Consider the following 13,271-nt stretch of genomic DNA (forward strand, 5'->3'; position numbering starts at 1 on the left):
AATCACGCACGGTATCCCGGAGGAGCAGTCGATGCTCTTTTGGACTCGCGTCGTTCCACTCAACGAATGAGATGTCTCCGGGCTCAGATAGCCGCACTCTGCAGTGCCATGGAAGGCTCGCGACTGCGACAAACAGCCGAGAAGATCGGCTTGAACCTTTTCGCCGCCGCAGCGACCAACAACGCACCACTGTTGGAGCTCAGGGGTTGCCTATGCCGCTGCGTGGACGAGTCGGTCGGCACGCCACGACGGGCGCTCAGTGCCAGAATTGGGCGGATGACCAGCAGACGGTGATCGCGCTCTTGAACCTGATCCCCACTACCGATGGCGGCGCCAGCGCCAGCATTGCTGGTCGCGTCGTCCCCGGGGTCTCGAGCGACAGCCTTTACAAGGCAATCCTGCGCTTTCAGGAACAGCATTTTCCGAAGCAGAAATCGGGCTTCGTCGATCCCGGCGGCGTCGTCCTCGCCAGACTGGAGCAACTCGCAGCGCGCCCGGCACCTGCACCGACACCGCCGCCGAAGACGGGTCCCTGGGGGGAGTTCAGGAGCGGGTCGGTGCCGCGCGCGCTCGCCAAGGCTGTGGCGGTCGACCACTCCCTCGACCACACCGAGGCGGTGGAGGTTTTGCGCGCAACCCTCATCAATGGAACCGTGAGCACGAGCGAACTAGATGACCTCGAGATGGTGGCGGAGAAATCCAACACCATTGCGGACCGGCCAAAGGCGATGCTGAAATTGTTCGTCGATCAGGCCAGATCCAAGATCACCAAATACGGGCCTTACAAGCTGCCGTCCGCGGTGCATGTGTTCGCGTCCGGCATGGTCTGCGATTTCCTCAGGCGGCGCGGAAATGGCTACTGGCCGCATCTTGATCGTGACGAAGTCGGTATTGGTTTGCTGCTGCGGCTGGCGAAGCCATCGCTGCTTCGTCAGGGCGATGCAAACCTGTGCGGGCCAGCCGCCTACCTTTTCAATCTCTTGTTGGATCAACCCGGCGAATACACCAAGTATGCGCTCGATATGTATGAAAACGGAGCAGCGAAAATCCATCGCTTCCTGATCAAGCCGAGCGGCGCGCTGCGCTCATATGCGCTTCCCGCCGGCGCCACCGATCCGGTTGACTGGCTGACGATGTCGAGCCTGCGCAACTCGGAAGACTGGTTCATCCATTTCGACTCGACCGACGGAACACTTTCCGGTGCGACGACCCAGATGGAAATGGCATGGTGGTTCGACCAGGCCGGCTATACCGATATCAGGGAGGACGCGAATTTGACCCGCCACCAGCGGGACACCGACAACATGGATGAAGCCAGCCGGCTCTATTCCGCGGGATACCGTGTCTGCTTGCTGATCGATGACCCCATGCTCTACGCCAGCAAACAGACCAAGTCGGGCTCGGCCGTGCTCAGGGATCGTCACTGGGTCGTGCTCCGGTCGAAGATCGATCGCTCCGGCGGGAACGTGAAGATGAGCATCTTCACCTGGGGCGATGGGGACTACAAGGTACCGCAAGGCGATCCGCTGACGGTCGGCCAGTTCCTCGAAAACTATTACGGGTACGTCGCCGCGAAGCCCTAGCGCGCCGCTGATTCGTCGGGGCGACGATGCCGGCCGCCCGCCGTAACCACGACCGTTTTGACGTCATCCCGCAGTGACGTTCACTATCGAGCGATGGAACCTTTGCCCAGCAAGCGCCGGTCCGGACGCCATGACATAAATAAGATCAATTATATCAATAATTTAATTCCTTGCTAGGCTCCCCGGCGACCTACCATACGCCCCGGCACTCTTCCGTGCACGGTTGAACGTCTCCGGTCCGCTGAACGACAACAAGAGGAATGGATAGGGTTCGAGCTTGATACTGCACCGAAGCAACCGGGCGCCATACCGTTTGATTGCTCTGGAGTTTTTGCGCAGCCCTCCGCGATGAAGCGACTGTTGTCTTAGGCAGATGCTGGACGTTCACCATGAGCTTGTACACGCACCTCAGAGTTTGTGTTCTCCTCGCCGCTTCACTTCTCCTGGCTTCCCAGCCAGCCTGGGCAACGAAGCGCGTGGCGCTGGTGGTCGGGAACTCGAGCTATCAAAACGCACCGCTGCTTCCAAATCCCGCCAATGACGCCGCCGCTATCGCTTCAACCCTGAAGGGCGCCGGATTCGATGTGGTGGAGTCTCGGCTGAACTTGGCCGCCACCGACATGCGGCGAACCCTGAGAGATTTCGCCGACCAAGTCCGTGATGCAGATATCGCCGTGGTGTACTACGCAGGCCATGGAATCGAGATCGACGGGACGAACTATCTGATCCCGACGGACGCCAGACTTGAACGCGACACCGACATCTATGACGAAGCCTTCTCGCTCGATCGCGTCCTGCTGGCGATCGAGCCCGCGCGGCAACTGCGTGTCGTGATCGTCGACGCCTGCCGCAACAACCCTTTCGCCGATTCGATGAAGCGGACCGTCGCCTCGCGCGCGATCAGCCGCGGGCTGGCGCGGGTGGAGCCCGCGATGTCCAATACGCTGATCGCATTTGCCGCGAAAGCCGGACTGACGGCACTCGATGGCAACAGCAAGAATAGCCCGTACGCGACGGCGCTGGTAAAATACATCGCAAAGCCCGGCCTCGACTTGCGCAGGGCGTTCGGCTTCATCCGCGATGATGTGTTGCAGGCGACGGGTAATCGGCAGGAGCCTTACGTTTACGGCTCGCTGGGCGGCGACGACATTGCGCTCGTGCCAATTGCTGCACAGCCGGCGCCGCCGCCCGCCAATGCATCGGCGGAGATCCGTCGCGACTACGAGCTGGCCCTGCAGCTCGGCAACAAGGCCGCGATTAGCGCCTTTCTCGCCCAGCATCCCGACGGCTATTACTCAAATCTGGCCAAGCTTCAGCTCAACCAGATCGATGCGGAGGACGCCCGTGTTGCTGCAACCCAAAAGGCGCAGGAAGCGGAGCAGCAGCGCGCCCGGCTGGCCTCCGAAGGTGCCCACCGCGCCGAACAGGAAAAAGCGGCCGCAGATTTGAAGGCTGCGGAAGACGCCCGCATTGCGGCCGAACAGACGAAGCAGGTAGCGCAGCAACAGGCGAGCGAGGCCGAACGGAAGCGGATTGCATCCCAGTCCTCGGCGGTCGCTGCGCTCTCAGCCAACTCCCCCGTCGTCGACAGCGCTACGCCGGATAGTGTTGCCGTCGCAGCTCCTGTCCAGAATAGCGACAACGCAAAGGTCGCCGCCTTGAGCACGGAAGCGCCACAAGTCGACCTTGCCAAGTCGGTGCAGACTGAATTGAGCCGCGTCGGCTGCTTTACCGGGGCAATCGACGGCGAATGGAACGCGGCATCCCGTCGCTCCCTGACGCTGTTCAACCGGCACGCCGGAACCAAGTTTGACGCCAAGCTTGCCAGCCTCGATGCCCTCGACGCCATCAAGCTGAAGCCGTCGCGGGTCTGTCCGCTGATCTGCGAACATGGCTACAAGCCGAACGGCGATCAGTGCAGCAAGATCACTTGCGCAGAAGGTTCGTTCCTGAACGACGACAACCAATGCGAGAAGCGCCGTGCGAAAAAACCGGTCGCAAAGCGCGATGCGGAAGAACGGCCGTCGCGAACCGAACGTCCGGTGCGCGAGAGGCCCGCGCCGCAAGCCGACGTTCCCCGCCGACAGGCGACAGCCAAACCGTCCGGCCAGATCGTTTGCGATGCCTATCTGTGCCGCCCGGTCCGCCGCGGATGCCGTCTCGACTACCGTGGCGGCGGAGGCCCCGGCGGCGGCACCGGCAATGTCGAGGTCTGCGACTGACAAGGCACGGCAAGGCAGGGTCAATCTCGGATCGGCTGTGCGCGAGTCGGGCCTGGCTGCAGCGGAGCGACCTGCGTGGCGAGTGAGCTGGAGCAGAAGGACAACACTTTCCCGGGCGTGACGCTGTTCACGAAACAGACGGCACCCGGCATGAAGCCGACCGCGGTCTATCTGCCGCCGAAGCACGTAACCACCGCCACCAAATTCGATATCGTGATCTGGCTGCACGGCTTCTACGTCAGGAACCATGAGTTCCTGTTCCGCAATGATCCTGCGCGGCTGCGCGAACAGGTTCGGGACTCCGGCAAGGATGTGGTGCTCATTGCACCGTTCCTGGGCTACGAATATGCGGTTGGCGACAGCTTTGCTGGAAACTACAGCGTAAAGGATCTTGCAACCCCGAAATGGGGTGAGCGATACCTTGAAGAAGTTCTTGGAGCCCTTGCCAACTTCTTGGGTGGCTCGGTCTCACTTCCGCAGCTACAGGTCGGCAGGCTCATCATTGCCTGCCATTCCGGCGGCGGGGGCGCCATGCGCAATCTCGTCGGGACCCTCGGAAAGTATCAGTCAAAGCTGAGCGCATGCTGGGGATTCGACTGCCTCTACGGCGCCAAGGCGCAGCCGGATGACGCTACATTCTGGTACAATTGGCTATCAGGACACAGCGGTTGTGCGCTCGAGATCGTGTACGGCCCGTCGACACTCCCGCAATCCGTCAAGCTCGACCTGATCGGGCGCGGCCTGGCGACGATTGACGGCAATAGAACTCAGACGCAGCGCCCTGCATTGAAGGATCTGAACGTCAGCCTCGGCCATTACGACGTATTTCCTGCCTTCGGGCAGATGGTCCGGGTCAACGATCTGGACACTGCTTTCGTCGATCGCTTCATGATCCCGCAAGTCGCCGATCAACCCCGGCTGGGCCACAAGCCGGTGCCCCAGCACGGGGAGTTTCTGCAGCAGGCCATTTCCAACGTTCGCGAAGCCTTTCCCTTCCCGAAGGACATCCACTACATGATCGCGCGGGGCGGCTTCTACAGCCGCCTGAGCAAGCTGTAACCTCGCCGAGCTACTTGATGGAGTATGATTTGATGTCGAACGACCATTTGTTCGGCGCCAGCTTTCCGCCGCCGCCGTCCGGTACACGCAGCTGACTGGTCCAATCCGACAGATAGTTCAAGGTCTCGGCCGGCCCCTGCAGCTTGCGCCGCACGTCAGGCAGGTCGAGCAATTGCACGCGCCGCTCGCTCAGGATCGCGACGATGACAGCGGATCCCGCCGGTGGCGCGACAACGTACTCAAAGCCGCGTTGCTGCGCCGCCGGGGTCGGAACGACAAACTGTACGCCGGGCTTGACGAGGTTCACGTCGCGCCCGTCCGACTGCGCCAATAGCTCGACGGTCGGAAAGATCTGGGACATGCGTCCGTCCGGATCGACATCCACCAGCATAAGATAGCCCAGCTTCCTGGTGGTTACGCCGAACGATATCTTGCCGCCGATGCTGACGGTCGGGCCCGGCAGAATTTCAAGCGACACGCTGGCGGCATTGGACTGGCCGCGCGAGGCCTGCACCGGCCAGGCCAATGCAGCGCCCGTGCCGCTTGCAGATGGCAATGCCGGCGGCAGCGGCGCTGCGGACGTGGCCCCGCTTCCCGCCAGCAACAGCACGAGTGCGAGCCATGATTGCTTGCCGCAAACCGGTTTCGCTGGCGCCATGGTCCGCCGTTCCGGGATCGTCAGGGAACGCTGAAGAAGCCGATCGACGCGATCCGCGCGTCCGCCGGCAGGTAGCGCTCGAGGCTCTTGATCACTTGCCCCGAAGCGCGGCGCCGGTTGAGCTGCATCAGGACCGTCTCGAGATCGATCATGCGCTGCTGCGAGGTCACTGCAACGATCTGCTCGGCGCCGAACGGCTCGCCCACCCGAAGCGGCAGCCGCAAATTCGCCGATCGAGCCAGCGCGGCGTCAGATCCCACCGGATACAGCATCTGGATGGTTCCATCACCGGACACGTTGAACAGCAGCACCGCCCGCGAACTGACATCGGACAGCTCGACCTCGACGGTCTGGCCGCTGCGCTGCTGCCGATCGTCCGGCCAGATGCGCATCAGCTGCGGCGACCGCGTCGCCATGCGCTTGAGCTCCCGGATGGCCGCAGTTCTGTTGATGACTGTGTTCAATCCGGCAACCTCGATCCCGTAGGCGACCACATCGCCCCAGGCGATCACGTCATGGGACACGGGGTCCCAGATCAGATCGGGATTGTCGGTCGGCTGCACGGCCTGCACGGTGGCATCCTGCGGCTTGACGCTCGTAAAGTAGTCCATGTTGCCGTCAAGGGCCGCCAAACGGATCGGCGCGGTGAGGCGGAAGGGCGGGAGCGCGGCATTGGGCGCGGCCGGACTGGTCGCAGCGGCGCTGGTCGGAGCAGTCGGTGATGTCGCCGTAACGGCCGGCGTGGCCGGCGGTTTTCCCTCGGCGGCGGTCGCAACCTGACCGGATGCCGCTCTCGCAGTGGTCCCTTGGATCAGCACCACGCCCCGCGTCAATTCAAAGGCAATTTCGGTTTCCGGCGTCTGGGCCTGCGACGAGATTGTTACGATGTTCTGGCGCTGGTCGGACAGCTGATAGACCACCTGCCGAACATTGCTAAAGAGCTCCTTCAGGGTCACCTTGCCATCGTGATTGATGTCCGCGCTGCCCTCCATGGCCCGGGCCACCGCATAGCTCAGAGCGCCCCGCAGGCTGTCGATCCCGGGGATCCGCACTTCCGGGGCCTTAGTGTAACGATCGACCGCCGCAAGGAACGCGGTGTGGTCGAAGTCGAACTCGGACTTCGGATCATCGCTGCTCGCCACCGGTTTTAATTCGTCGACCAGCAGCGTGTAGCGCGGCACCTGCCGAAAGCTCATCTCCGCCGCACGCGGATCGATGTCGCGCACCATTCCGCCGCCGTGGCAGGTATCGGCAACGAAGATCACTTTCGCGCCGCGCAATTCGAACTGCCGGATGAAATGGTTGAATTCGCTGCCCAGAATGCGCTGGGCCGATCCGGCCGGCGTGGTGGCGAACTGGGGCAGCAGGAACACGTTTTCCATACCATCCGGTTCGGAGCCCTTGATGCGTTCCGGCTCCTGCGTGCCGTGACCGGCGATTGACAGGAAGATCACATCGTTGCTCCTGGTCCGCTCCACCAATGAGCTGATCTCACGCAGCACGCTGTCCCGGTCGGCCTGTGCGTTGGTCAGCTCGACCACGTCGCTTACGCCCATCGTCCTCAGGCTGGACACGATGTCATTGGCGTCCGCGACCGCCCCCTTCAATTTGCGTACGTTCTGGTAGTCGTCGATGCCGATGACGAGCGCCCGGAAGGAAGCACCATCCGGATTGCTGATTGACAATTCTTCCGCCGCATCCGCGCGCTGCAGCGGCAGCATAGCGAGCAGAAGGATGGCAAACAGCCAACCGGTCTTTTGATCAAAGCCCCTGAGCCTTCGCATCGTCGTTCACCTCGACATCAAACAGGAAACCGGGCCCCGAGCCGCGCCGGTGAGGCAAGTTGGCGAAATGCCGTCCAGACCGGGCGGAGCGCAGCTTGCAGGCGGAAAGCCATGTTCATCTGTAGCCCCGGCAAGACCCCAGGTTCAGCGCCGTTTGGTCGCTGCCTTTCGACCGGCAGGCGCCTCGGTCTCTTGATAGGCATTGGCCGAAACAGTCGTCTGATCGTCGGCAAAGGCGCGAAACCGGACCGGAACGTAACCCCGCGCGAGCAGGCTCGCCAGCGGGTACACATTGCGGCAGACCCGGCCGTTGCAGCCTCCCGTCGAGGATTCCATCACCTCGGCCTTGCGATCCGGCGTGAACCGCAGGAACAACATCACGTGGGAACCCGGCTTGTTCAGGGCATCGCCGGGCCTAAGGTCCCATGGGTTACCGACGGGTGAGGCGATCGCGGGGATCGCCGCAGTGGTGTAGTGGACGGAAAGTCCCCAGGTGGCGCTCACGAATGCCGAACAGTCGACACCGGCCACATCCGGCCGTGGCGCGTTGCGGGTGCAGACATTGCCCGCCAGCGTCCCGCTTTCGATCCGCTGTCGGAAGTTCGCCAGCGAACCGTGGCAGCCCCAGCAGTAGGGCACGCCGCGCACTTCCTGGTTGACTTTTCCCTGCAGATACCAGGGCCGGCGAATGCGGCTGAAACCGGAGCACTGACTGTCGGGATCGCTGCCGTAATTCGCCGGCGTCAAGCGCCACTGAATGCCCTCGAAGGCAAACGCGGTCTCGATCGCCTGCTGTCGGTTGGACGGACGCACAGCCGCGGTCGCATTGAATTTGGTGTCCGGCCGAGCCCTCGCCGCCGGAGTGGCCGCCGTACGCGATGGCCTGACGTCAATGACGGATACCCTTTCCAAGGGCCGGAAGCCGACGCCGACCACCTCGATTCCCTCCGGCTTGGTCCGGAGAAAATAGACGTCGCCGTCGCCCGAGACGGTCACGAACCGCCGGGTCACGGGGGTGTTCTCCAGGGGCAACTCATAGATGCCTTCAAGGCGCCCGTTCGCCGCAAAGCGCGCAACGAACGTGGCGGCATTCTTGCCCGACGGCGGAATATCCTCGGCCAGCACGTAGAAGCGGTCACTGTTGTCGATCTCGAGGAACTCGACGGTGCCGAGCTGGTTGCGGACACGCAGGCCGAGCTGGCCGATGGTCTCGTTGGTGACCATGGTCTGGATCTCGATCCGGACGCTGGTATTGCCTTTGTCGGGAATAATATCGGCGATCACCGATCCCTTGCTGCGCGAGGCGATGTACTGGCGGTCGGACTGTCGCGTCGTCCTCACGATGGCCGCGCGCGTATTCTGATCGAGCAGCTCGGTCGGACTGCTAAGGGCCTGCGAACCCATCTGGGCGAACGCGGAAATGGCGATCTGGTCGTCCGCACCGCGGGACGAGACCTCCTCGAGCTGGATAACGTCTCCGCCAAGGCCGCGTGTGGATTGCCCCGGTGCCGCCTTCAGGACCCGCACGCCGCCGTCCCAAACCATGATGTCGTCATTATGCACGACGAGATCGGTGGGTTGGACATCACCCGGCATCTTCAGGATGTCTGGCGCCGTGTTCGGTTGTTTGGGGTCGAACTGCAGAATACGCCCGTTGATCTGATCGAGTACGAACAGGTTTCCCTGCCCGTCGGCGCTGAGCGCTTGCGGGCCCGCGAGCTCGACGTCTTCGCTCGCCGGAACGATCCCAACCATGGCGGCAGCCGAACCGCCGGCAAAGCTCCGCACGACGGCATCGTCGGCCTTTGCGCCGGTGGCGGCGACGGTTGTGGCGACGATGAAGGGCCAGATCCAGCAAGATCGAAGCAGCATATCCCGCCTCTGTGTACCGAACCGAATGCAGCGTCAGTCCGACTAATCCAGGACCGCGCGAAATGCGGCGTCAATTAGTGGCGAGCAACCCCGATCCCGTTCAATTCTTCACTGGACGGTGATGGTCCGAACCCTCTCAGCTTGCAGTGCAAAATCATGACCAAGAACAGATTTGAGCAGGTCGACGAAATCCAGCCCGACGCCATTACCCTGGTGTTGAGGAGCGAAGAAGGGGGCGCCTCCGGATCGATCGTATTGCCGGCCGCCGCAAGCGGCGGACGGCTGAGCAGCGACCAGGTCAGCGCCCAGATGCCGGCTCAGGATGCCTTCCGTGGCGCAATCCGGCTCGCCAATGACATGAAGCTCGCAATCGTGGTTTGCGACCCGGATGGCATCTGGAAGGCGGAGTGGGGAGAGCTCTACCAGGCGATCGATTGACCCCGGACCTGAGACGCCGCAACCCCACATGGAGACCGGCATGGTAAAGGGAGCGTTAAGCGGACCGTCGTCGAGGTCGCTAGCCTTGATGATTGCACTGCTGGCCGCGACCGGCTCGTCCGCACGGGCAAATGATTCCGCCGCCGAATTGTCCATCGGCGGACTGCAGCTCGTTCGCACCAAGGATGTGGCCATGGCGAGCGAGGAACTTCATATCGGGCTGGACAGAGTCAGAGTGACTTATCAATTCGTGAACCAGACGAGCAAGCCGGTTGCGCTCACCGTCGCCTTTCCGCTGCCCGACATCGATTTGTCCGAAGCCGAGAACATCGCCCTTCCCTCAAGCAATCCAGTCAACTTCGTCGAGTTCGAGACCAAGATCGACGGCAACCCGGCGCCGCTGACCATCGACCAGCGCGCCATGGTCGGCGATAAGGACGTCACAGCACTTCTGCGTCAGCTCAAGCTGCCGCTGCTGCCGCTCGGCGATCGGGAGATTCGCGTGGCCGAGTTGCCGGCGACCACCCGGACGAAGCTGATCGATGCCGGCCTTCTGATGCCTGCCGGCATGAGCGACAACGGTCGCCAGCAATACACGCCCGGCTGGATAACCCGAACTTCTGCCGTCCGCGAGCAGGTGTTTCCACCCGCCCGCCCCGTCATGGTCGAACACCAGTATCGCCCGAGCGTCGGCTCCAGCCCGGACACGGTGCTGCGCTTGGGCCTGCGCGGCAGCGCAGCGCTGGCTTCGGAAGTCGAGCGGTACAGGAAGCAGTATTGCGTCACCGATATGTTCCTTGCCGAATTGGACAGACGCACGGGCAACAGCCAGGACAATGTGGCGAAGCTGCAGGAACGGCGGATTTCCTATGTGCTCAAGACGGGCGCGAACTGGGCGGGCCCGATCAGGTCCTTCACGCTGACGATCGATTCGGGCGGCGACGACCGGCTCGTCAGCTTCTGTTCCGGGCGGCTCAAGCCGTCCTCTGCCGGCAACGCGCGTCAATTCACGGCAAGCGACTTCAGGCCGGATGCCGACCTGAAAATCCTGATCATCGGCAAGTTCTGAATGCGCTCAATTCGTGAGCATGACATAGCGCGCGGCTGCGGTGAGGGTCACATTGCCGCGCTGGGCCTCGCTCATCGCCTGCAGGAAGAATGTGTCGGCCGCCATCGGTCGTGGCTGGCGCAACGAGTCCAGGACCCGCGGGGCCGCCACGACCAACAGCAGTTGCGGGCCGCCGGCACGCGCCATCGGCAGCGCAAAGGAAAGCGAATCGATGCCCGGCTTCAGAAGATAGGACAGGCTTTGCACCTCGCCGCGATCCGAGACCATGAGCAGTTCCACCACCCGGTTTGCAAAATTCTCGATGGTACCGTTCAGGGTTTCGCCCGCCTTCAGCTCCGTCGCCGACAGGTTGATGCGCGGCGCACGGGCTTGATCGCTCCCGACCTGACCCAGGAACTTGACAGCCGGGCATTGGGCCTGCGTCACCTGCCGGACACCGACCGACGCCTCAAATCCCTGCTCCTTTCGAAACGCCTTGTCGAACGTATCGAACGGGGCGGTGGAGGCGCCAAATCCTTCGATGACGGCCGCGTTTGAGCTCACCGCAACAGGCAGGATGAAGAAACAGTCGCCCCCCGCATATTGCGCGACATATTTCCTGATACGCTCGGCGCGGCCAGGACCATCCGGCGGAGACGGCGTCGCGGTCGGCTGAGGCGACAGCGTCGGCGGCTCCTGACGCCCGGGTTGTGGCGGCGCCGGCTCGATCTTTGGTGGCACTGGCGTGCCGGCAAGTTTCGGAGGCGGGGGCAAGGCCGCTGAGCCCGAGGTCGACCAGACGAATCTATAGAGGCTATACCCTCCTCCCCCCAGCAGAAGCAGCAGCCCTGCGATGCCGACGCCGAACCAGATGCCGCGCCAACTCCGCGTGGTCGATGGCGCTCGCGCCTGCTGCGCTGACGTTTCCGCCTCCGGCTGTGCCAACGGATCGAAGCCGTGCAGCGGTGCTGCAAACGCCCCGGCCGAGGCCGTCGGCGACCAGCTGGCGACCTCCGCCATGGTCGGACGCAAGGCCGGGTCTGGCTGCAGCATTCTCTCGAGAAGGGGTCTGATGCGCATGTCTGCTGCGCCGAGATCCGGCACGCGCCGACGTTTCTCGACCAGTTGAAACTGGCTCCCGCCCATGTCGAGCTTCTGCCCGGTCAAGGCATGGAACAGCACGAGGCCGAAGCTGTAGACGTCCGACTTTGCAGTGACGTCATTGCCGTACAGGCCGACCTGTTCCGGTGACGCATAATTGTCCTTGCCGGCGAAACCCGAGCCGATGATGGTCTTGTCGGCCATTTGGGTCGACCGGGCGATCCCGAAATCGATGATCTTCGCCCGCCTCACGTCATCCAGCGGCACGATGATGTTGTCGGGGGACACATCACGATGGATAATGCCATGCTCGTGAGCAGCATGCAGGCCGGAGGCGACCCGCTGCATCAGCTTAATCAGGGCTTCAAAGGTCAGCGGGCCATCGTCGAGCATACTCGAGAGCGAGCGCCCATTCACGAATTCCATTGCGAGATAGGGGCGTTGCAGCACAGGCTCGATCGTGAAGAGAAAGTAGCGAACGATCGCTTCATGCGGAAGGTTGTGAAGCGCCGCCGCCTCCCGGCGAAACAGGGCAAGCGCCGCCTCGTTGTCGACCATCTCGGGTAACAACATTTTCACCGCGACCGGCGATCCGGTCTGGATTTCGCGACATCGGTAGACCTCGCCCATGCCGCCCGCCCCGATCATGGCTTCGATCTCGTAGATGCCGTTGAGCCGCGTTCCGGCCGGCACTCCGCGATAGGATGATCGGAATGGATCGTTCGCGGTCATGCGCGCGGCTCCCGATCGAGCGGTGTCCTTGTGGTCTCCGAGGATCGGGCTGCCAGCAGACGAACGATCACGATCGTCACATTGTCGAGCCCGCCGCGATCGAGAGCAAGCGCGAGCATGTCGTCGCAGGCCGCCTGGGCACTCCGCGTAGCCGCATGCTCCTGGATCTCGTCATCCTGCACGTGCCGGGTCAAGCCATCACTGCAAATCACGAAGATGTCTTGCGGCTCGGCCGGACCGGTGACCACCTCAAATTCCGGCTCGGCGACAACGCCGACGGCCCGGGTGATGGCATTGCTAGGCCAGTCCTGGACCTCTTCGCGCGAGAGCGCGCCGCCGGCGATCAACTCCTCAAGCTCGCTGTGATCATGCGAGACTTGCGTGATACCTTCGCGGCTGATCAGATACACACGGCTGTCACCGGCCCATATGCAGGCATAATGTCCGTCGCGTATAAGCAAGACCGCCGCCGTAGTCCCGACAGTGGCGCCCTGTCTTGCTGCGCTCAGTGCCAGGATCTGCTGGTTGGCGCTGAACAGACGCGCCTCGCATTGCTCCAACAGGTCCGCCGCGGAGGCAGGTGCGACGATTGCATCAAGCGATTGTACCACAATGCGGCTAGCAAGATCGCCCGCCTCATGACCGCCCATACCATCGGCGACGGCCCACAAGCCGACGTCGGTTCGAACCAAGCACGAATCCTCGTTCCGGGCTCGCGCCCGTCCGGCATGGGTGACGCTGCCGACATCGAACAAGGATGAGATGTGTACCATT

The 13,271-nt window shown here is 62.8% G+C and carries 11 protein-coding genes; 6 read left to right on the forward strand and 5 right to left on the reverse strand.

Annotated elements, in window-relative coordinates:
* Window positions 1-212: 212 nt before the first annotated feature.
* From ACVIW0_RS28585 to ACVIW0_RS28595, 3 genes are all read left to right on the forward strand, one after another.
* Complete coding sequence (locus ACVIW0_RS28585; protein ID WP_461355394.1) at window positions 213-1,583, forward strand: hypothetical protein; 1,371 nt, start codon at window positions 213-215, stop codon at window positions 1,581-1,583.
* A 389-nt stretch (window positions 1,584-1,972) separates the two neighbouring features.
* On the forward strand, window positions 1,973-3,805 hold the full coding sequence (locus ACVIW0_RS28590; RefSeq protein ID WP_461355395.1) for a caspase family protein: 1,833 nt from the start codon (window positions 1,973-1,975) through the stop codon (window positions 3,803-3,805).
* 75 nt (window positions 3,806-3,880) lie between these two features.
* A complete protein-coding gene (locus tag ACVIW0_RS28595; RefSeq protein ID WP_461355396.1) occupies window positions 3,881-4,864 on the forward strand; it encodes a hypothetical protein in 984 nt (327 codons plus the stop codon).
* A 10-nt stretch (window positions 4,865-4,874) separates the two neighbouring features.
* Here ACVIW0_RS28595 and ACVIW0_RS28600 read toward each other — a convergent pair whose 3' ends face one another.
* The 3 genes from ACVIW0_RS28600 to ACVIW0_RS28610 form a co-directional block, all read right to left on the reverse strand.
* Window positions 4,875-5,474, reverse strand: a complete 600-nt coding sequence (locus tag ACVIW0_RS28600) for a DUF4384 domain-containing protein (protein WP_461355397.1) — start codon at window positions 5,472-5,474, stop codon at window positions 4,875-4,877.
* A 68-nt stretch (window positions 5,475-5,542) separates the two neighbouring features.
* The gene (locus ACVIW0_RS28605) at window positions 5,543-7,306 is read right to left on the reverse strand and encodes a caspase family protein (RefSeq protein WP_461355398.1); all 1,764 of its coding nucleotides are present in this window, start codon (window positions 7,304-7,306) and stop codon (window positions 5,543-5,545) included.
* Window positions 7,307-7,450: 144 nt separating this feature from the next.
* Window positions 7,451-9,061: a hypothetical protein gene (locus ACVIW0_RS28610; RefSeq protein WP_461355399.1), complete on the reverse strand. Its 1,611-nt coding sequence runs from the start codon at window positions 9,059-9,061 to the stop codon at window positions 7,451-7,453.
* Between ACVIW0_RS28610 and ACVIW0_RS28615 the strand changes: the two genes are divergently transcribed.
* The 3 genes from ACVIW0_RS28615 (at window position 9,060) to ACVIW0_RS28625 (ending at window position 10,685) form a co-directional block, all read left to right on the forward strand.
* The gene (locus tag ACVIW0_RS28615) at window positions 9,060-9,224 is read left to right on the forward strand and encodes a hypothetical protein (protein WP_461355400.1); all 165 of its coding nucleotides are present in this window, start codon (window positions 9,060-9,062) and stop codon (window positions 9,222-9,224) included. The two genes, ACVIW0_RS28610 and ACVIW0_RS28615, sit on opposite strands and share 2 nt — an antisense overlap.
* Window positions 9,225-9,334: 110 nt before the next feature.
* Window positions 9,335-9,616: a hypothetical protein gene (locus tag ACVIW0_RS28620; protein WP_461355401.1), complete on the forward strand. Its 282-nt coding sequence runs from the start codon at window positions 9,335-9,337 to the stop codon at window positions 9,614-9,616.
* A gap of 88 nt (window positions 9,617-9,704) precedes the next feature.
* A complete protein-coding gene (locus tag ACVIW0_RS28625; RefSeq protein WP_461357448.1) occupies window positions 9,705-10,685 on the forward strand; it encodes a DUF4424 domain-containing protein in 981 nt (326 codons plus the stop codon).
* Between the two features lie 6 nt (window positions 10,686-10,691).
* On the opposite strand, the gene ACVIW0_RS28630 is transcribed toward ACVIW0_RS28625, so the two are convergent.
* Together ACVIW0_RS28630 and ACVIW0_RS28635 are read right to left on the reverse strand one after the other, a co-directional pair.
* A complete protein-coding gene (locus tag ACVIW0_RS28630) occupies window positions 10,692-12,497 on the reverse strand; it encodes a serine/threonine-protein kinase (protein ID WP_461355402.1) in 1,806 nt (601 codons plus the stop codon).
* Window positions 12,494-13,270 (reverse strand): PP2C family protein-serine/threonine phosphatase, encoded by a 777-nt coding sequence (locus ACVIW0_RS28635; protein ID WP_461357449.1) that lies wholly within the window; start codon window positions 13,268-13,270, stop codon window positions 12,494-12,496. Before ACVIW0_RS28635 ends, ACVIW0_RS28630 begins: the two co-directional genes overlap by 4 nt.
* Window position 13,271: the final 1 nt, after the last annotated feature.

The organism is Bradyrhizobium sp. USDA 4454 (assembly GCF_054822705.1).

What these genes read in the sequence shown, in the direction of transcription:
- ACVIW0_RS28585 (WP_461355394.1), top strand. Translation starts at nt 213, where the DNA reads ATGCCGCTGCGTGGACGAGTCGGTCGGCACGCCACGACGGGCGCTCAG.
- ACVIW0_RS28590 (WP_461355395.1), top strand. Translation starts at nt 1,973, where the DNA reads ATGAGCTTGTACACGCACCTCAGAGTTTGTGTTCTCCTCGCCGCTTCA.
- ACVIW0_RS28605 (WP_461355398.1), bottom strand. Translation starts at nt 7,306, where the DNA reads ATGCGAAGGCTCAGGGGCTTTGATCAAAAGACCGGTTGGCTGTTTGCC.
- ACVIW0_RS28615 (WP_461355400.1), top strand. Translation starts at nt 9,060, where the DNA reads ATGGCGGCAGCCGAACCGCCGGCAAAGCTCCGCACGACGGCATCGTCG.
- ACVIW0_RS28610 (WP_461355399.1), bottom strand. Translation starts at nt 9,061, where the DNA reads ATGGTTGGGATCGTTCCGGCGAGCGAAGACGTCGAGCTCGCGGGCCCG.
- ACVIW0_RS28620 (WP_461355401.1), top strand. Translation starts at nt 9,335, where the DNA reads ATGACCAAGAACAGATTTGAGCAGGTCGACGAAATCCAGCCCGACGCC.
- ACVIW0_RS28625 (WP_461357448.1), top strand. Translation starts at nt 9,705, where the DNA reads ATGATTGCACTGCTGGCCGCGACCGGCTCGTCCGCACGGGCAAATGAT.
- ACVIW0_RS28630 (WP_461355402.1), bottom strand. Translation starts at nt 12,497, where the DNA reads ATGACCGCGAACGATCCATTCCGATCATCCTATCGCGGAGTGCCGGCC.
- ACVIW0_RS28635 (WP_461357449.1), bottom strand. Translation starts at nt 13,270, where the DNA reads ATGGTACACATCTCATCCTTGTTCGATGTCGGCAGCGTCACCCATGCC.